The organism is Actinomadura macra NBRC 14102 (assembly GCF_001552215.1).
Classification (GTDB): Bacteria; Actinomycetota; Actinomycetes; order Streptosporangiales; family Streptosporangiaceae; genus Spirillospora; species Spirillospora macra.
On sequence record NZ_BCQT01000010.1, the window covers coordinates 299,545 to 316,520 of the forward strand.

Genomic DNA, 16,976 nt, shown 5'->3' on the forward strand with positions numbered 1-16,976 from the left:
GGTCAGGGTGGACCGGGCCAAGGTGGGCCGCCCACTCGCGTTGCACGGCCGCTTCGGCTGGAATGGGGCGAGTGATGAAGGCGAACGGGCCCTGGGCCCACAATCGCGGCGTGCGCGCCACGGCGCTGCTCGTCGCCCTGTGTGCGGCCACATCGTGCTCGGTGTCGGACGGTGCGGTGTCGGACGGTGGGGTGCCGGAGCGTTTACCGCGCCGCTCGGCTGCGCCGGACGCACGGCAGCAGGGGATCGCCCTGCCGTCCTGGAATTCTGACGACTACACCGGTCCGCGGGCGGGCGCCTACGTCGCGTCGATCGCCGCCGCGGGCGCGAGTTGGATTCAGCTCAACCCGACCTGGTATCAGGATTCGCCGCGGGACGGCGAGATGCACCGCACCGCCCAAACGGCCGACGACGCGGGCCTGCGGCACATCGTCGGCCTGGCACGGCGGGCGGGGCTGCGGGTCCTGGTGAAACCGCACGTGGACCTGCCCGGTGATCAGGACCGGGCCGATATCCGGCCGCGGGATCCGCGCCGCTGGTACGACGCCTACACGCGCTTCATCGTGCACTACGCCGACCTGGCCCGGGAGACCGGTGCGGACGAGCTGGCCGTCGGGACCGAACTCGCCGGGCTCTCGGGCGACCGGGCTCCTTGGCTGGCCATCGTCAAGGCGGTGCGGGCGAGGTTCCACGGGACGCTCGTCTACGCCGCGAACTACGACGAGTACGAGCATGTGGCGTTCTGGGACGCGCTGGACCTGATCGGGATCGACGCCTACTGGCCGCTGGCGGGCCGGCCCACCACCGATGTCGCCGCGTTGCGGCGCGCGTGGACGCCGATCTTGCGGCGGGTCGGTCGCTTCTCGGCGAGCCGGGGGCGTCCGGTGCTGTTCACGGAGGCGGGGTACGTGAGCCAGCAGGGATCAACGACGGAACCGTACGCCTGGGAGATCAGTAAGGCCGACGGGGCGGCGGAGCAGGCCGCGGCCTATGAGGCCCTCCTCGCGAGTTGCGCCGACCAGTCGTGGTGGGCGGGCGTCCACTGGTGGATGTGGGACGACTGGCCTGACGCCGCCGAGACCCCGCGGAGCCTCTCGTACTCGCCGCACGGCAAGCCCGCGGAGCGGATCCTCCGGCGCTGGTGGCGACCCTGAATGACTCGGGGCGCCGGAGGATCCGTCGCTCCTACGGGATCAGGGTGGCTGGGTCGACGAAGGTGTAGCCGAGACCACGGATGCCGCTCACGATCTGGGTGAGCGGGCCGGTTCCGTAGTACGGGTGGTAGAACGTGCTCGCGAAGCCGTCACGCACCGCGAGGTTGTACTGGGCCGCGCGGACGATGTCGGCGGGCGACCGCGGCAGGTTGTTGTCCTGTGCCTCGGGCTCGTAGTTGCCGAGGTTCTCCGGCAGGACGGTGGCGCCGCCGATGTCGCGGACCGGGTAGGGAAGGAACTGGCCGATGTACCGGCGCCCGTCGACGGGACCGCCGGACAGCTGGCCTGAGAAGTACAGGCTGCGTTCCAGCCGCGCCGCGTAGGCGGACTTGACGGCACCGTAGTCGACAGCGGAGGCCGCGTAGTGCGGGGTCGTCCAGATCGTGGGCGTGGGCAGGCCGACCGGAGCGTAGGCGGCCTTTCCCGTGTTGATCCTGGTGGCCGCCCAGGTGGCGGAGTCCTCCGCGACCGGCCCGTCGAGGATGACGTAGTTGCTCTCGTCGATGTGCGCCCGGAAGAACTCGAAGTCGTCGCCCGTCGTCCCCGAGTAGGGGTTCTTGACGCTGTTGTACTGGTGGGTGTAGCCGTGCGCCACGATCCGGCCACCGTTGGCGGCCATGTACTTCAGGGCGCTGACGACCTGTGGTCTCTGTGCCAGCGTGATCGTCTGCGGGACGCCGTTGTTGTAGACGCCCTGGGGGTCGGTGTAGACGGGGATGACCTGGAACGCGTAGGGGATGCGCTGGGTGGCCAGGTACCGGGCGACGGCCATCAGCTGGTTCGGGTCGCTGGCCGGGCTGATGTCCTCCAGCCGCAGCACGGCGCGGTGCCGGGTGGGCGTGCTCGGCGCGAGGACGTCGAACAGCAGGTCGTGCCAGGCGATGATCCGGTCGGTCTCCTTGATGTAGGCGTACGGGATCTCACCGAGGTAGGTCAGGTTCGCGGACCTGAGCGCCCACGGAAAGGGCGTCGCCGGCGAGGTGCTCGTGTCCTGCGCCACCGCGAGGGTGGTCACCGCCGACGGGTTGGTGATGGCGGGGCGCAGGATGCCGCCGTCGCCTCCGGAGGGGACGGTGCGGGTCAGTGGCTGGTTCTTGTAGTCGACCCGAGTCACGGTGCCGACGGGCACGAAGTACGACTGGGTGGGGTTCCATCCGTACTTGGCGGTGAAGGCGGCAACGCCGATCTTGTTGGCCAGGGTCCAGATGTTGTTGTTCATCCACACGACGGGTCTCGCCGTGGCGGCGACGTCGGCGTAGAAGGCGTCCGGGACGGCGTCGGGGATGGAGCCGCCGTAGTAGGTCGAGCCGATGTAGATCGTGGCCGTGTGCCGCTCGACCTCTCCGGCGGTGTACTTCGAGACGGGCTTGGCCGTGACCGTGCCGAAGCGGCCGGCCAGGTTCGCCGTGGCCATCCCGTACAGCTCGCCGAGGAACCCGTACGGGCCGGCGGAGTCGTAGAGCACGAGTGCCGAGGTGGCCGCGGCCGTGCTGGGGGCCGCCGCCGTGGCGGGCGCGATCTTGACTCCGTCGAGCCGCCGGACCGGCGGGGGATTCTCCTGCCTGCGCCGGTCGGACGCAAGCTGGGTCCTCGCCCAATCTTTCAATTTCAGTGCGGGCGCCGGGCGCCCGGTGGGGAACTCATCGGTGTGGCGTCCCGTCGGGCCGGCGTGACCCGGTGCGGTCGCGTGCCCGATCTCGGCCCCGGCTGGGACGGCCGTTGCGGGCGCGACCAGCGCCGTCACCACCGCCAGCAGGGCCACCGCTTTTCGGCTGAGCCATTTCATGGTCATGGAACTGCCTCCACGTCCCTTTACGAAGAGTAGAAACATCGCATACTGAGCGGAATATCGCGCCCCGTCGAACGTGGCGCGATCCGGCCGCCCCGTAGCCTTTCCCTCTTCTCGACTTTGACGAGACTTTACTTCGAGGTACCGTTCTCTTGAAACACTTGGGGAGTCCCGGTCTCGAACGTGACCGGGATCCTGCATCGATCGCAGGTGGCTGCGAAACGCAGGGGCATCCACTCGTCGCCATGCGAGGAACCGGGGGTATATGGCGGTGTACATGAAATCTACGATCGGTGTCTTGCTCGTCTTCTCAGGGGTCGTGTCATCACCGGGCAAGACGCCGACCATGCAGGTGGCACGGGTTTTTCTGGAGATAACTGGAATCGGTTTCGGCCTCTACTGCGTGGCCGCATTCGGTCTTTTTCTCGCCGGCGTGAGGATGCGGGCCATGGCGGACGCGCGGCCCGCCGCCACCCGGGACTGGCCATGATCGGCCAGCTGGCCGTGGCCGGCAGCCTCGCAATTATCGTTCTGGCGGTCACCTACAACAGCGGGATGTTCGTCCTGTCCCGGCGCGGCACGCCGCGCCAGGGAGAGCCGGGGAAGGAGCGAACCTACGTCTTCATGCTCGCGTGCCTGAACGAGGAAAAGGTGATCGGCGAGAGTTTGGCGCGTCTCACCGGTCTCCCGCTGGCCGACTTTCTGGTCCTCGTCATGGACGACGCGTCCGACGATGGAACGGCCCAAAAAGTCGCCGCGGCGGCCTCCGCCGCCCCGGGCCGAATCCACCTCTACCGGCGCAGACTTCCGGATGCCCGCAAAGGAAAAGGGGCCGCGCTCAACGCCGGACTTGCGTGGTTGGGCGAATCGAACTTACTAGAAGGTAAGGACGCCCACGACGTGATCATTTGTGTGATCGACGCCGATGGGCGACTAGATCATCACGCAGTGGAACAAGTGGACCCGTTTTTTAACGATCCAAAAGTCGGTGCGGTGCAGGTGGGGGTGCGCATGTACAACCGCCACAGCCGCCTTCTCGCCCGCCTACAGGACATGGAATTCGTCGTCTACGGAGAGATCTTCCAGACCGCGCGCCGCCATCTCGGCAGCGTCGGGATGGGCGGCAACGGCCAGTTCATGCGCCTCGGCGCGCTGCGATCACTGCCCGGCAGGGCCTGGAGCGACTGCCTCACCGAGGACCTCGACCTCGGCGTCCGCCTGATCGCGGCCGGCTGGACCAACGCCTACTGCGGGACCGCGGCCGTCCATCAGCAGGCCGTCCTCACCCTCGGGAGGCTGCTCAGGCAGCGGTCCCGCTGGTTCCAGGGACACATCCAGGCCTCGCGGCTGGCGCCGCTGATCCTGCGCGGGATCGCGCCGCGCCCGGCGGCGGACCTGCTCTACCACCTGTCGAGTCCGGCCCTGCTTCTGCTCACCTCGCTACTGCCGATCTCGTTCGCCCTCATGCTCGGCGACACCGCCGTCGCCTCGATCCGAGCCGGGCACAGCCTCATCTCGCCGTGGTGGCTGCCCTGGTTCTATGCGATGACGTTCGGCCTCGCCGCCGCCTACGCGGTCGTCTACCGCAAGCGTGAGCCGGTGAGCCGGCGGTACTCACTGCTGCTCGGTCACCTCTACGTGATCTACGGCTACATCTGGTTCGTCTCCGGCTGGTGGGCCGTCGGCCGCGTCCTCACGGGCAGGCATACCTGGCTCAAGACCGCACGAACCTAGGCGAACCCTCTCCCCGATCCATCCCGTGCGAAGCCCGGCATCGCCCTGCCCGGCCTCCCGCGCGAACAGCACGCGTCTGCGAGGAGCAGAACATGACTGTCCTTCCCCTGCATCACCCTGCCCGGAACCGGTCGTGGAACGTCGTGACCGAGCCCCCGATCCGAGCCATGATCGTGCTCGGCACCCGGCCGGAGGCGATCAAGCTCGCCCCCGTCGTCCGCGCGATGAACGCCTCACCGGACTTCGAGCCGCTCGTGGTGAGCAGCGGCCAGCACCGGGAGATGCTGGAACCGATGCTGACGGCTCTCGGCGTCCAGGCGCACACCGACCTCGCCGTGATGCGCGACCGCCAGCGGCTGGCCGGACTCACCGGCCGGCTGGTCACCGCGCTTGAGGCGACCATGCGCGACGAGAATCCCGACGTCGTGGTCGTCCAGGGCGACACCACCACCGCGATGTGCGGCGCGCTCGCCGCCTCCTACGAGCAGATCCCGGTCGCCCACGTCGAGGCCGGCCTGCGCACCGGCAACCTGTACAACCCGTTCCCCGAGGAGCTGAACCGCCGGCTGATCGGCCCCATCGCCCGCTGGCACTTCGCGCCGACCGAGCGCGCCGCCGTCCACCTGCGCGCCGAGGGTATCCCGCGGGCGCACGTCGTCACGACCGGCAACACGGTCATCGACAACCTCCACTGGATGCTCCACCAGGGCAGCGGGACGTCGGCGTTCCGCACCACCGGAGAGCGGATCCTCGTGACCCTGCACCGCCGCGAGAACCAGGGCGACGGGATGCGCGGGCTCGCGGGGGCCATCCGGCGCCTGGCCGAACGGGGCGACTGCGAGGTGCTCTTACCGCTGCACAAGAGCCCCGCGGTGCGCGAGTCTCTGCTTCCCGACCTGTCCGACCACCCGGGTGTCACGATCTGCGAGCCCCTCGGCTACCCCGACTTCACCGCCACCCTCGCATCCTGCGATCTGGTTCTCACCGATTCCGGCGGCGTCCAGGAAGAGGCCCCCAGCCTGGGAAAGCCGGTCCTGGTCCTGCGCGCCACCACCGAACGGCCCGAGGCAATCGAGGCCGGCGTCGCCCGGCTCGTCGGGACCGACCCCGACGAGGTCTTCGCCGCGGCGTCCCGGCTGCTGGACGACACGGACGAACGCGATCGGATGGCCCGCGCCGTCAATCCCTTCGGAGACGGCAGGGCGGCGGACCGGATCCTCGACGCGATGGTCCGTGACTGCCTCCGGCCGGACACCGTGTACTCCACCGCATCGGAGTGAACCGCACCGCATGATGGCAACCATGTCCCCTTCGGCCGGATCCACGGCCTTCCGGCGGTCGCCGGCGCTCGCCCTCGCCGTCCTGCTCACCTTCCCGGCCGTGGCCACCGTGTCCGGCTGCGGCGGGGACCGGTTCGTCCGGTGGCGGGACGGGACCGTCCACGGCCCGTGGCGGGCGGTGTTCGACGGCGACGGCGTCAACGGTATCCGCGGCGAGGTCATCTCGCTGCGGCCGAAGGCGGCGACCGCTCCGGGGGAGACGCACGCGGGCCTGGTCGTCTCCCGGGCCCGGCACGGGAACATGGTGTTCCGCCTGCGCGCCCGCACCATCGCCCAACTACGCGACAGAGCCCCCAACCCCTGGGAGGCCGCCTGGGTCACCTGGGCCTACACCGACGAGAACCGCTTCTACTACTTCATCCTGAAACCCACAGGCTGGGAGCTGGGCAAGCGCGATCCCGCCTACCGTGGAGGCCAGCGCTTCCTGGCCACCGGCCGGCGGACCTTCGTGGTCGGCCGGTGGTACAAGATCAGCGTCACTCACCGCGGCGCCACCATGACCGTCCAGGTGGACGGCCAGGAGGTGACCGCGTTCACCGACGCCGAACGCCCGTACACCCAGGGGGCCGTCGGCCTCTACACCGAGGACGCCGAGGTCGAGTTCCGCGACATCTCCGTCCGTCCCCATCCCTGATCGGCCCACATGGCCGGGCCCCGCCCAAGCGGGGCCCGGCCATGTTCTCTATTATTCGAGTATGGCCACTGGGGATTATGCGCTGCCCTTTCCCGCACCTTCGTTCGACCGGTCCCGCCCGGCCGTGCCGCCGCCCCTCGGCGGCGAGGGCCACTGGGCCGGCGCGCCGAGCGCGTGCGTCGTGGACGGCGTGACCTACCTGGCCTACCGGCTGCGCCGACCGCTGGGCGAGGGACGCGGACACACCGTCGTGATCGCCGCGTCCGCCGACGGGGAGCACTTCGAGACGCTAGCGACGCTCGAGAAGGACCGGATGGACGCCGAGTCCCTGGAACGACCCGCGCTCCTACGCACCGAGGAGGGGCGGTGGCGGCTGTACGTCAGCTGCGCGACGCCCGGGACGAAGCATTGGCGGGTCGAGATCCTGGAGGCGTCCACCGTGCGGGGCCTCATCGACGCGGAGTCCAGGATCGTCCTGCCGGGCAGTGCGAGCGTCGGCGTCAAGGACCCGGTGATCCTCCGGCAGGGAGGCAAGTGGCACCTGTGGGCGTCCTGCCATCCGCTCGCCGTTCCCGCCGAGGCCGACCAGATGGTCACCGACTACGCCACCAGCGCCGACGGGCTCGACTGGACGTGGCACGGCACCGCGCTGAGCGGGCGGCCCGGGCACTGGGACGCCCGCGGCGTGCGGATCGCCGCCGTCATCCCCCACCATGGCCGTGTCTTCGCCTACTACGACGGTCGCGCCACCGCCGCGGAGAACTACGAGGAGCGCACCGGCCTGGCGGTCGGGACGGGATTCGGTGTGATGGCGGCGCGAGGCACCGCGCCCGTCGCCGAATCGCCGCACCACGGCAAGGGGCTGCGCTACCTGTGCGCCCTCCCGCTCCCGGGCGAGGGGTGGCGGCTGTACTACGAGGCGACACGGGCGGACGGAGCCCACGAGATCCGGACGGAGTTCCACCCGTCCGACGAGGTCGCGCCCTCCGCCTAGTCGAGACGTCGACGCTCACGGGAGACGGCGCCGCTCACGCGGGACGGCGGCGTCCGTTGCGGGCCTGGCGCTGGCCCGCGGGCCGGGCGCCCACCATGCCGCCGGACGACGGCCGCGGCTCCAGCCAGTCACCGAACGGCTCGCCGGTGACCTCCTCCAGCAGCCTCACGTCCGACGCGAAGTGCGGGATGAGCGCGGCACGCTGCTCCCAGGTCAGCGGTCGCCGGGGCCGTGCGTTCTCCTGGAGCGCGCGTTCCAGCGGCGCCGTCGCCCGGGTGGCCAGGTTGCCCGGGAGCAACGCGCCGGCGGTCACACCGGCCCGCAGCGTCCGGGACAGGATCCGGTGGCGCGTCGTGTGGTCGGGGTGCGCGGTGACGTTCTCCTTGGGCAGTTCGTCGATGACACCCGTCTCGACGCCGAGGAACGAGCAGATGCGGTCCAAAGCGTCCGCGGGGCGTTCCAGCAGGTCCCGGTAGCGGAAGACCAGGACCTGCTCGCGGGGGAACAGGGTGAACAGGTGCTGGAGCTGCTCGCCGTATCGGCCGAGCCCGACGTAGTGCCAGAACGCCGCCCAGCCGTCCTCGATACGGCGCTCCTCCTGCGCGCAGGCCCGGACCACGTCGCTGATCGGCTCCAACCCGGCCGACCAGAGATGCGTCCAGTTGGAGTGGGCCCGTTCCACCGGATCGCGCAGGATCGTGATGAGCCGGGCCTCGGGGATCAGTGCGCGGATGCGTTGCTGCGACTGCCGGTCGTACAGGTAGAACGGCGTCGATTCGCCGCGGAGCGCGCCGGGCGGAGCGTCGTCGAACAGGGCCTCGTAGTCGGGCCTGCGCCAGACGTGCTCACGATAGGTCTGGACGTCCCCGGGACCGCCCCGCGTCGGCGGCGGCCCGTCGGTGAGGAAGAACTTCGGCTCCTTCACCGGTGACATGTACAGCGATGGGTGAAGGGCGAGCGCCGCGTGCAACGCGGTGGTGCCCGCCTTCGGGGCACCGCAGACCAGGAAATCCGGCAATCCCATCCGAGCTCCCACGCATTCCAGTACTAAGTAGATCAAATCTACCAAATAAGTATGGAATCTGGCGAACGGCATGGTACGGGGCCGGGCCGAGGGGACCCACGGCCCGGCCCGGCCCCGCGTACCGGAGGATGCGGCGGGTTATCGGCCCGCGAGCGCGGGTGCCCGGAGAACCTCGTTCTCGTCGGCGTGGTCCGGGCCGGGCTTGGCGGGGGGCTGGCCGCGACCCCAGAAACGGTCGACCGCGGCGCGCTCGTCGGCGTTGGGGTAGGGGTTGTCGCAGCGCCCGCCCGCCATCACCTTGTCGCAGTTCCCGATGTCCGGCGGGTGCTCAAGGCTGAGGATGTGGCCGAACTCGTGCACGATCACGCGCAGGGGGGCCGCGCCGGACGACTTGATCTGGTTCCGGTAGAAGTAGATCTGTCCGCGGGTGCAGCCCACGCAACTGGCCGTTCCCGGTGCCGATCCGTTCTGGGCGGTGGTCACCGTGATGCCGGCCTGCCCTTTTACCAGCTTGACGTTCGTGACGCGGGTGTTCCAGATCTCGGCCGCCTCGTCGACCTGGGAGCTGAGTTCGGCGGCCTGGCTCGCGTCGTAGTAGATGGTCTGCACCGCCGCCCGCTGGGGGGCGGCGGTGGCGCTGGGAGCGCCGACCAGGACGAGCGCGGCAATGCCACCGAGCGCTGCGGTGATGAATCTGGTTCGGAACAACTCCGGCTCCTTTCCCGTTGGCTGTAATGAACTGGCTGGCCCCCCGATTTGTCGATGTTTCGTGACCTCGACCTGATGGAGAGTAGCCAGATAAAGTCTCCCAGTGAACATGACAAATCCATATAATATTCTTTGATGGGCACTTTTTGCCGTCGTCCTGGGCGCATACTTGGCTCATGGAGCTGGAGGTCCGCCACCTGAGGATGATCGAGGCGATCAGTGTGGACGGCAGCCTCACCAGGGCCGCGGCCAGGCTGGGGGCCTCCCAGCCCGCGCTGACGACCCAGCTGCGCAGGATCGAGGAGGCCGTGGGCGGCGCGCTGTTCCACCGCACCTCACACGGGGTGGCGCCGACACCGCTGGGAGAGGCGGTGCTGGAGCACGCGCGGACCGTGCTCGCCGGCCTGGACGACCTGTCCCGGGCGATGCGCGCCCTGCGCGACCGCCCGCAGCTGCGCATCGGAGTCCTGCCCACCGTGCTGGCCGCCTTCCTCGGCGAAGCGGCGTCCGCCGCGGTACCCGAGCACCCGGTGGATCTGACCGTGGTGGAGAGCCGGGCCGAGGCGATCAACGCCCTGGTCGCCGACGAGCTCGATCTCGTGTTGCACGTGGACTACCCCGGCCGCGCATGCTTCGTTCCCGAAGGCATCGAGCTGATCGAGATCGGCCATGAACCCGTGTTCGTGACCGTCCCGCCCGAGATCGAGCATCAGGGCTTTGTGGAATTGCAGCAATTGATGGAATTCGTCTGGCTGATGGACAGGTTCGACGGCGGGGAATTCGTCGGGCACCTCAGAGACGTCTGCGCGAGCGCGGGTCTGCGGGTGCCGCTGATACGCACTCCCGCCCTCCTCAGCGCGGCGCAGACGGTGCGGCGCGGCGATCCCGTGGTGACGGTGGTGCAGGCGCTGTTCGGGCGCGGCGGCATGCCGGGCGCGGTGGCGGAGATACGCGGCTCGCCGCTGAGAATCCGGCATGTGCTGCTGACGACCTCGCCCGCCCGCGCGCACGCCGAGCGAGTCTCCACCGAACTCGTCCGGGCGTACCGGCGGGCGGCGCGAAGCCAGTGCCGGGTGCCCGGCTGGTTCGACCGTCATCACGGCTGGCTGGGCTCCGCGTCACCGTGATGGCGTCGTCCGCCAGTCCGGGTGCCTCTTCAGCCATTCCTGATAGAGCGGGGTCCGCTCGACCAGCGCGTGCTGCGCGTCCACCAGTCGGTCACGCAACCGGATCACGTCGTCCGGCCGCAGCGGACCGTCCGCCCGCCAGAACAGGCTGGTCCGCACCACCAGTGGCGTGCCCGCGAGCGTCAGGAACGCGATGCCCGCCCGCGGCCTGGCACCGGGCATGACGGGCAGCACCACCCGGCCCATCTCGACCAGCCCGAACGCCGCGGCGAAGTCGACCGTGCTCACCCGCGCCCGCACCCCGGCTCCGGTGAGCACGTCCAGCAGGTAGGCCCGGCGCCGGTCCCTGACCGGCGTCACCGCCCAGGTGATCCCCGCGAGGTCCCCGAGGTCCACCTCACGGCGGTCGCCCAGAGGACCGTCCTCCGCGACCGCGACGAACATCGGCTCGTTCGCCACCGCGGTACGCCGCACGCCCGGCAGTTCGGGGTGCTCATGGCCGCGGAAGTCCGTCACGAGGACGGCATGCGCCCGGCCATCCGCGACGAGTTCCACGGGCGCGGCGGACTCCGGTGCCGCGTGCACGTCCACCGCCCTCCCCAACGCCTCCTCCGCGAGGACGACGAGATGGGGCTGAAGCGTGCCGGGGGTGCAGCTCAGATGTAACGCCGACCCGGCGGCCTTCAACTGGGCCAGCGAGTCCAGCACACCCCGCGCGTGCGCGGCGACCAGTTCTCCCAGCGGTGTGGGCGAGGCGCCATGGGCTCCCCGCCGGAACAGGGCACCCCCCGCGACCCGCTCGGCCCGGCGCAGGGCCTCCGACACCGCCGGCTGCGTGATGCCCAGCTGGGCGGCCGCCCCGGTGAGGGTGCCGGTGTCCACCAGAGCGAGGACCACCCGGAGGTGACGGAATTCCAGTTCCATGGACAGAGCCTAAGCGGGCTCCACACCGGCCATCGATTGACGGATGCCGTGCCGGTTGAAAGGTTGAAGCCGGGCGAACCCGTTTGTGTGCACTGGCCGGGGATCGGACGTGAATGGAATGTCCCCCGCGCAGTCCAATGATCGATTGCGTTCTCTGCTCGCCGAGGCGGGATGGACCGGTGAACGGCTGGCCCAGGCCGTCAACGTCGTGGGAGCCGAGGCCGGTCTGGGGCTGAGATATGGCCGAGCGTCGGTCACCCAGTGGACCTCGAGCACCCGGCCCCGCCCCCCTGGCCCGGCCTTGATCGCCGAGGCGTTCTCCCGGCGTCTGGGCAGGTCGGTGACCATTGCCGAGACCGGATTCGAGGATGCGGAGGACACGTACTGGAGCCTGGGGCTCCCCGCCCAGCTCAAGGAGCTGGCCGCGGGAGCGGGCGCCGACCGGCAGGCGGCGCGCCGCGTCTGCGTCTACCGGTTGGGTGCGTGCCAGGTGCCGGTTTGGCAGGACGGGGCCCGACGAATACACCGCGCCGGACCGATATCGGGGAGCCATGGATCGGAATTGGAATTGGCCAACGCCATGGTGCTGCTGTTCTCGAAGATCGACCAGAGTTACGGTGGCGGGGTTCTGCGGGCCTCGGCATCGGCGTTCCTGGCACATGTCGGCGGGCCATGGTTCCAACGGCCCGCCGACGACCCCCGGCGCCCCGAACTCCTGGCCGTCTGCAGCCGGCTCGCGCATGTGTGCGGCTTCATGAGCTTCGATGACCAGGCGCACGGCCCCGCCCAGCGGTTCTACCGAGCGTCGCTGCTCACCGCCGCGGAGGCCGATCGCCAAGAGGAACACGCCTGGGCATTGCGGGCGATGAGCGTCCAGGCGCACGCACTCGGGCATTTCCGGCCGGCGCTGGAATTGATCGAGGCGGCCGCCTCCCCCCGCCTGACCATGCTGACCAGGGCCTCGGTGTCGGGACAGACGGCGGTGGCGCTCGCCTCGATCGGTTCCCGCCGGCGGGCCATGCTCGAACTCGATCGGGCCGAGGATCTCCTCGGCCGCGCATCCGAGACTCCGGCGCGCCCCGTGGGCGCCTACCATCCGGCCGAACTGGCCTTCCAGAGGGCCCTGGTGCACGACCATTTCAACGATCGCCGGGCGGCTCTGGCCGCATTGCGGGAGTCATTGTCCCGCTGGTCGGCGGCCGAACGGCGGTCCCGGGCCATCACCCTCGCCCGCATAGCCGAGTGCGAACTCGAACAGGGTCTCCTGGAGGAGGCCGTGGTCACCGCGCACCGTTTCCTCGACGACTACTCCTCCATCCAGAGCGCACGGATACGCGGGTTCCTCGCCGACCTACGTGCTCGCCTCCGCCCCTACGGCAACAGCGCCGCGGCGAGTGCGCTGCTCCAGCGTGCCGTTCGGGTGGCCAACGCCACGACCGCGCTCTCCGCGCCCTGAATTCAGGCGCCCGCCTGTCAAGATCGCTCGAAAGTTGAACCGGTCCCACCGCGTTCCGCCGATTAATGCCGCGCGGCTCGGTGAGTTTAGCCCCGTATCTCGCGAAACCGCCGGGTCAACTGCCGGTGCGAAACATGCGACGGGATAACCGAATACCTGGGAGGGTGACCATGGCGTCGACGGGCAGTCCGACATCGAGGCGCGGTCACATCGGGCGTATCTCCCGGCAACTGGTCGCGGACTTACGGGGCGACGCGGTAGGCGGTTTCGTCGAACTCGCCGAAGAAGGACGCCTCCGGCCTTCACACATGCGCCGCTTCTTCGCCGCCGAGCACCATGCACAGCTCAATGAGATCGCCGCCTTCGCCTTTCTCGCCTCCCGGTTTCCCCACTCCCCCGCGGCCGGGTTCTTCATGGAACTGGCCGGTGTGGTGGACGGGGCGCGCTCCCGGCTCCTCCCGGCGGCGGCGTCGGTCGGGCTGGTGCTCGGCGAGCCGGCCGACACCCCGATCCCCGCTTCCGCACACGCCTTCGGCGGCTACGTCTGCTGGCTGGCGATGAGATCCGGCCAGGCCGGGGCCGCGTTGGCCCTGCACACCGATCTCGTCCTGTGGTGCGAATCCTGCGCGCGCATCAGCTCGGCCCTCCAGCGGCGGGACGGCACGAGCGAGGAGGCCACCGCCTATTTCGCCGCCTACGCCGAGCCCCCAGAAGCACTCCTCGAGAGCGCTCTCGACGTCGCGGACGACGGCATCAGGCGTGGCGAGAGATCCGAACACGCGATGGCGGCGGCGCGCCCGGTCGCGGGCTACCTGCGCCTGTTCTGGGACGCGGTCGCCGAGGCGGCCCGCTGATCCCGCCGCTTGAAATTCCGTGCACCAACACCGAACCGAAAGGGCGATTCGCCATGCCCCGCACAACGAGACGCAGCTGGGCCGACACGGTCCGCGAATGGAACGAGACCGGAACCGACTACCCCCGCGACGCCGTACTCCACGAGCTCTTCCTGGAGCAGGCGGCGCAGGCGCCGGACCGGCCGGCGATCACGTCGGGAGAGGTGACCTGGACCTACCAGGAACTGGCCCGGCGGGCCCAGAGCGTGGCTCGGGCGTTGCAGGCCGCCGGGACCAGGCCCCGGGACGTCGTCGTCCTGCTCCTGGAACGCTCCCCCGAGGCGATCGCGGCGATCTTCGGCGTCCTGATGAGCGGCGCGGCCTACGTCCCGCTGGATCCGTCACATCCCGACGCGCGGCTGGAGTCCGTGCTGCGCGGGTGCCGGCCCCGCGTCGTCATCACCCGGTCGGCGGACGCCTCGCGGGTCCGCGGACACGACGTCCTGACCATCGAGGACGTACCGGCCGGTGAGACGTCCCGCCCGGACGACCCGGCGGTCACCGCCGACGACAGGGCGTACATCATCTACACCTCCGGATCCACCGGCGAGCCGAAGGGCGTCGAGGTGGCGCACCGCGGCCCGGTCCGGCTCGTGCGTGACACCGACTATCTCGCCCTCGGCCCCGGCGACGTGCTCCTCGCCACCACGAACCTGACCTTCGATGTCTCCTGCTTCGAGATCTTCGGCGTGCTGCTGAACGGCGCACGGCTCGTCCTCCCCGGGAAGGAGACCCTGCTGTCGACCCCGGATCTGGAGCAGCTCATGCACCGGGAGGGGGTGACGGTGATGTGGCTGAGCGCGGGGCTCTTCCACCAGCACGCGAGCGCGAGCCCGGGCATGTTCGCGACGCTGCGCTGCCTGATCGCGGGAGGGGACGCGCTCAGCCCCGACAAGTGCCGCGCGGTGGTGGAACACGGCCCGCCGGAGTCGTTCCTCAACGGGTACGGCCCCACGGAGAACGCCGTGTTCTCCACCACGCATCCGATCCAGGACGTGCCCCGAGGGGCGGCGTCGATCCCCATCGGCCGTCCGATCGCCAACTCCACGGCCTACGTGCTCCGCGACGACCTCAGCCTGGCCGACTCCGGCGGGGAGGGCGAGCTGTGTCTCGGCGGGGACGGGGTCGCCCTCCGCTATCACGGCGCCCCCGAGCTCACCCGCGAGCGCTTCGTGCCCGACCCGTTCTCCGGCCGTCCAGGCGCCCGGCTGTACCGGACGGGCGACATGGCGCGGTGGCGGACCGACGGCGTCATCGAGTTCCTCGGCCGCCGCGACCAGCAGGTCAAGATCCGCGGCTACCGGGTCGAGCTGACGGAGATCGAGACGACCCTGGCCACGCATCCGGAGGTGCGCGAGACCGCGGTCGCCCTGGACGAGGCCGAGTCCGGCGACCAGCGGCTGACCGCGTGGGTGGTCCCGCGGGACGACGGGGACGAGGCGCACCGGCGCCTGCCGGGCCGGATCCGCCGGTTCCTGCGCGATCACCTGCCCTTCTACATGATCCCCGCGCGCAATGTGATCGTCGACGACCTGCCGCTCAACGACAGCGGGAAAATCGACCGCGACACGCTCCTCGAAGGCTCCGACGAGCCCGAAGCGGCGGACGTGCCGGCGGACCGGCGCCCGCGGGGCCGGGCGGAGGAGGCGGTCGCGGACGTCTGGTCCGGCGTCCTCGGCGTCGAGGGCATCGCCCGGGACGACGACTTCTTCGCCATCGGCGGCCAGTCGCTCCAGGCCACCCAGGTCGCCGTCGCGCTGCACGAGCGGCTGGGCGTCGACGCGGGCCACAGCAGGACGTTGATCCGTGCTCTCCTCGCCAACCCCACGCTGACCGAGTTCGCGCGGACCGCCGAGCGGCTGCTGGCGGGGGCGGAGGTCGACACCGGTGCCCGCATCGACTTCGCCGAGGAGGCCAGGCTCGGGGACTTCGCCCTCCCCGCCCGCCGGGCACCGGACCGGCCCGAGCGGATCCTCGTCACGGGCGGCAGCGGCTTCCTGGGCGTGTTCCTCATCGACCGGCTGGTCCGTTCGGGCGTCCCTGAGGTGCGGTGCCTGGTCCGGGCTCGCGACGACGCCGCGGCGGCCGAACGGCTCGCCGCCCGCATGCGCCGCTACGGCCTGGACTGGAGCGCCGTCCAGGACCACGTCGTCCCGGTGGCCGGTGACCTGGCGCAGCCTCGCCTCGGCCTCGGCGAGCGGTTCGACGACCTCGCCGCCGACACCGACGCGATCGTCCACAACGGCTCCTACGTGAACTTCGCCTACCCGTACGCGGCGATGCGCGCGACCAACGTCGCAGGCACGCGCGAGGTGCTGACGTTCGCCACCACCGCCCGGATGAAGCCGCTCCACTACGTGTCGACGATCGCCGTCATCGCCGGATTCGGCACGGCCGGCGTGCGGCAGGTGGAGGAGGACACCCCGCTGGCGCACCCCGACCGCATCTCGCTCGGTTATGTGGAGTCGAAGTGGGTGGCCGAGCAGTTGGTGCACCAAGCCGCCGACCGGGGGCTGCCCGTCTCGGTCTACCGCCCCTACGAGATCACCGGCACCCGGGACACCGGCGTCTGGAACACCGACACCATGATGTGCGCCCTATTCCGCACGATCGCCGAAACGGGTCTGGCACCCGACATCCCGTTGCCCCTGGACTTCGTGCCCGTCGACTTCACCGCCGAAGCGCTCGCCCACATGGTGTTGAACGAGCGGCCCGACGGACACGTCTACCACGTCACCAACCCCGACGACGCCCGGCTGCGGCTGCTGACCGACCGGCTGGCGGCCCGCGGCTACCCGGTGCGGCACATGCCGTACGACGCGTGGGTCTCGGCAATGGTCGAACGCACCTCCGCCGACCCCGACGAGCCGATGGCGCCGTACATGCCCATGTTCGTCGAGCCGGCCACCAACGCCGACATCTCGGTCAAGGAGATGTACTTCGCCGGCACGTTCCCGGACTTCGGCCGCCGCAACTTCGAGTCCGCGATCGCCGGCGCCGGCCTCCACTGCCCGCCGGTCGACGAGGACCTCATCGACCGCTACCTGGACTACTTCGTCACGTCCGGCTTCCTGGAGCCCGCCGCGTCCCGGACGGATTCCTGACGGGCTCCCGGCACGGCACACCCCCGCACGGCCCG

At 70.3% G+C, this 16,976-nt stretch carries 14 protein-coding genes; 10 read left to right on the forward strand and 4 right to left on the reverse strand.

All coding sequences use genetic code 11. The features are described from left to right. Positions 1–110 precede the first annotated feature (110 nt). Complete coding sequence (locus AMA02S_RS18160; RefSeq protein ID WP_157430670.1) at positions 111–1,154, forward strand: glycoside hydrolase family 113; 1,044 nt, start codon at positions 111–113, stop codon at positions 1,152–1,154. 31 nt (positions 1,155–1,185) lie between these two features. Here AMA02S_RS18160 and AMA02S_RS18165 read toward each other — a convergent pair whose 3' ends face one another. Next, positions 1,186–3,006 (reverse strand): DUF2334 domain-containing protein, encoded by a 1,821-nt coding sequence (locus AMA02S_RS18165; protein ID WP_067459896.1) that lies wholly within the window; start codon positions 3,004–3,006, stop codon positions 1,186–1,188. A 262-nt stretch (positions 3,007–3,268) separates the two neighbouring features. On the opposite strand from AMA02S_RS18165, the gene AMA02S_RS18170 reads away from it, so the two are divergent. The 5 genes from AMA02S_RS18170 to AMA02S_RS18190 all read left to right on the forward strand — a co-directional run bounded on the left by AMA02S_RS18170 (position 3,269) and on the right by AMA02S_RS18190 (position 7,705). After that, positions 3,269–3,493 carry a hypothetical protein gene (locus AMA02S_RS18170; protein ID WP_067459899.1) on the forward strand — a complete coding sequence of 75 codons (225 nt, stop codon included), beginning with the start codon at positions 3,269–3,271 and terminating at the stop codon, positions 3,491–3,493. Next, positions 3,490–4,737: a glycosyltransferase family 2 protein gene (locus AMA02S_RS18175; RefSeq protein ID WP_067459902.1), complete on the forward strand. Its 1,248-nt coding sequence runs from the start codon at positions 3,490–3,492 to the stop codon at positions 4,735–4,737. The genes AMA02S_RS18170 and AMA02S_RS18175 overlap by 4 nt, the downstream gene beginning before the upstream one ends. Before the next feature lie 92 nt (positions 4,738–4,829). Continuing rightward, positions 4,830–6,017 (forward strand): non-hydrolyzing UDP-N-acetylglucosamine 2-epimerase, encoded by a 1,188-nt coding sequence (wecB, locus tag AMA02S_RS18180; RefSeq protein ID WP_218005017.1) that lies wholly within the window; start codon positions 4,830–4,832, stop codon positions 6,015–6,017. A gap of 22 nt (positions 6,018–6,039) precedes the next feature. Next, positions 6,040–6,711 (forward strand): 3-keto-alpha-glucoside-1,2-lyase-like domain-containing protein, encoded by a 672-nt coding sequence (locus tag AMA02S_RS18185; protein ID WP_067459905.1) that lies wholly within the window; start codon positions 6,040–6,042, stop codon positions 6,709–6,711. A gap of 61 nt (positions 6,712–6,772) precedes the next feature. Then, positions 6,773–7,705 carry a glycoside hydrolase family protein gene (locus tag AMA02S_RS18190; RefSeq protein ID WP_067459907.1) on the forward strand — a complete coding sequence of 311 codons (933 nt, stop codon included), beginning with the start codon at positions 6,773–6,775 and terminating at the stop codon, positions 7,703–7,705. A 34-nt stretch (positions 7,706–7,739) separates the two neighbouring features. Here the strand turns inward: AMA02S_RS18190 and AMA02S_RS18195 are convergent, their stop codons facing one another. Both AMA02S_RS18195 and AMA02S_RS18200 read right to left on the reverse strand, forming a co-directional pair. After that, entirely contained in the window at positions 7,740–8,729 is a 990-nt protein-coding gene (locus AMA02S_RS18195) for a sulfotransferase family protein (RefSeq protein ID WP_067459910.1), read from the reverse strand. A 138-nt stretch (positions 8,730–8,867) separates the two neighbouring features. Further along, positions 8,868–9,437 (reverse strand): snapalysin family zinc-dependent metalloprotease, encoded by a 570-nt coding sequence (locus tag AMA02S_RS18200; RefSeq protein WP_067459913.1) that lies wholly within the window; start codon positions 9,435–9,437, stop codon positions 8,868–8,870. Between the two features lie 176 nt (positions 9,438–9,613). On the opposite strand from AMA02S_RS18200, the gene AMA02S_RS18205 reads away from it, so the two are divergent. Continuing rightward, positions 9,614–10,564 (forward strand): LysR family transcriptional regulator, encoded by a 951-nt coding sequence (locus AMA02S_RS18205; RefSeq protein ID WP_067459915.1) that lies wholly within the window; start codon positions 9,614–9,616, stop codon positions 10,562–10,564. On the opposite strand, the gene AMA02S_RS18210 is transcribed toward AMA02S_RS18205, so the two are convergent. Further along, positions 10,556–11,488: a LysR family transcriptional regulator gene (locus AMA02S_RS18210; RefSeq protein WP_067459916.1), complete on the reverse strand. Its 933-nt coding sequence runs from the start codon at positions 11,486–11,488 to the stop codon at positions 10,556–10,558. The genes AMA02S_RS18205 and AMA02S_RS18210 overlap by 9 nt on opposite strands. 145 nt (positions 11,489–11,633) lie before the next feature. Here AMA02S_RS18210 and AMA02S_RS18215 point away from each other — a divergent pair, with 145 nt between their 5' ends. From AMA02S_RS18215 to AMA02S_RS18225, 3 genes are all read left to right on the forward strand, one after another. Further along, positions 11,634–12,944, forward strand: coding sequence for an NsdA family TPR-like regulatory protein (locus AMA02S_RS18215; protein WP_084265278.1), 1,311 nt, complete (start codon positions 11,634–11,636; stop codon positions 12,942–12,944). Positions 12,945–13,252: 308 nt separating this feature from the next. Then, positions 13,253–13,798 carry a hypothetical protein gene (locus AMA02S_RS18220; RefSeq protein ID WP_067459919.1) on the forward strand — a complete coding sequence of 182 codons (546 nt, stop codon included), beginning with the start codon at positions 13,253–13,255 and terminating at the stop codon, positions 13,796–13,798. A gap of 53 nt (positions 13,799–13,851) precedes the next feature. After that, positions 13,852–16,941 (forward strand): amino acid adenylation domain-containing protein, encoded by a 3,090-nt coding sequence (locus AMA02S_RS18225; RefSeq protein WP_084265279.1) that lies wholly within the window; start codon positions 13,852–13,854, stop codon positions 16,939–16,941. The last annotated feature ends 35 nt before the right edge of the window (positions 16,942–16,976 follow it).

Coding starts and splice junctions, on each gene's coding strand:
- AMA02S_RS18185 (WP_067459905.1), top strand. CDS start 6,040: ATGTCCCCTTCGGCCGGATCCACGGCCTTCCGGCGGTCGCCGGCGCTC.
- AMA02S_RS18175 (WP_067459902.1), top strand. CDS start 3,490: ATGATCGGCCAGCTGGCCGTGGCCGGCAGCCTCGCAATTATCGTTCTG.
- AMA02S_RS18190 (WP_067459907.1), top strand. CDS start 6,773: ATGGCCACTGGGGATTATGCGCTGCCCTTTCCCGCACCTTCGTTCGAC.
- AMA02S_RS18195 (WP_067459910.1), bottom strand. CDS start 8,729: ATGGGATTGCCGGATTTCCTGGTCTGCGGTGCCCCGAAGGCGGGCACC.
- AMA02S_RS18225 (WP_084265279.1), top strand. CDS start 13,852: ATGCCCCGCACAACGAGACGCAGCTGGGCCGACACGGTCCGCGAATGG.
- AMA02S_RS18205 (WP_067459915.1), top strand. CDS start 9,614: ATGGAGCTGGAGGTCCGCCACCTGAGGATGATCGAGGCGATCAGTGTG.
- wecB (WP_218005017.1), top strand. CDS start 4,830: ATGACTGTCCTTCCCCTGCATCACCCTGCCCGGAACCGGTCGTGGAAC.
- AMA02S_RS18165 (WP_067459896.1), bottom strand. CDS start 3,006: ATGACCATGAAATGGCTCAGCCGAAAAGCGGTGGCCCTGCTGGCGGTG.
- AMA02S_RS18170 (WP_067459899.1), top strand. CDS start 3,269: ATGGCGGTGTACATGAAATCTACGATCGGTGTCTTGCTCGTCTTCTCA.
- AMA02S_RS18210 (WP_067459916.1), bottom strand. CDS start 11,488: ATGGAACTGGAATTCCGTCACCTCCGGGTGGTCCTCGCTCTGGTGGAC.
- AMA02S_RS18220 (WP_067459919.1), top strand. CDS start 13,253: ATGCGCCGCTTCTTCGCCGCCGAGCACCATGCACAGCTCAATGAGATC.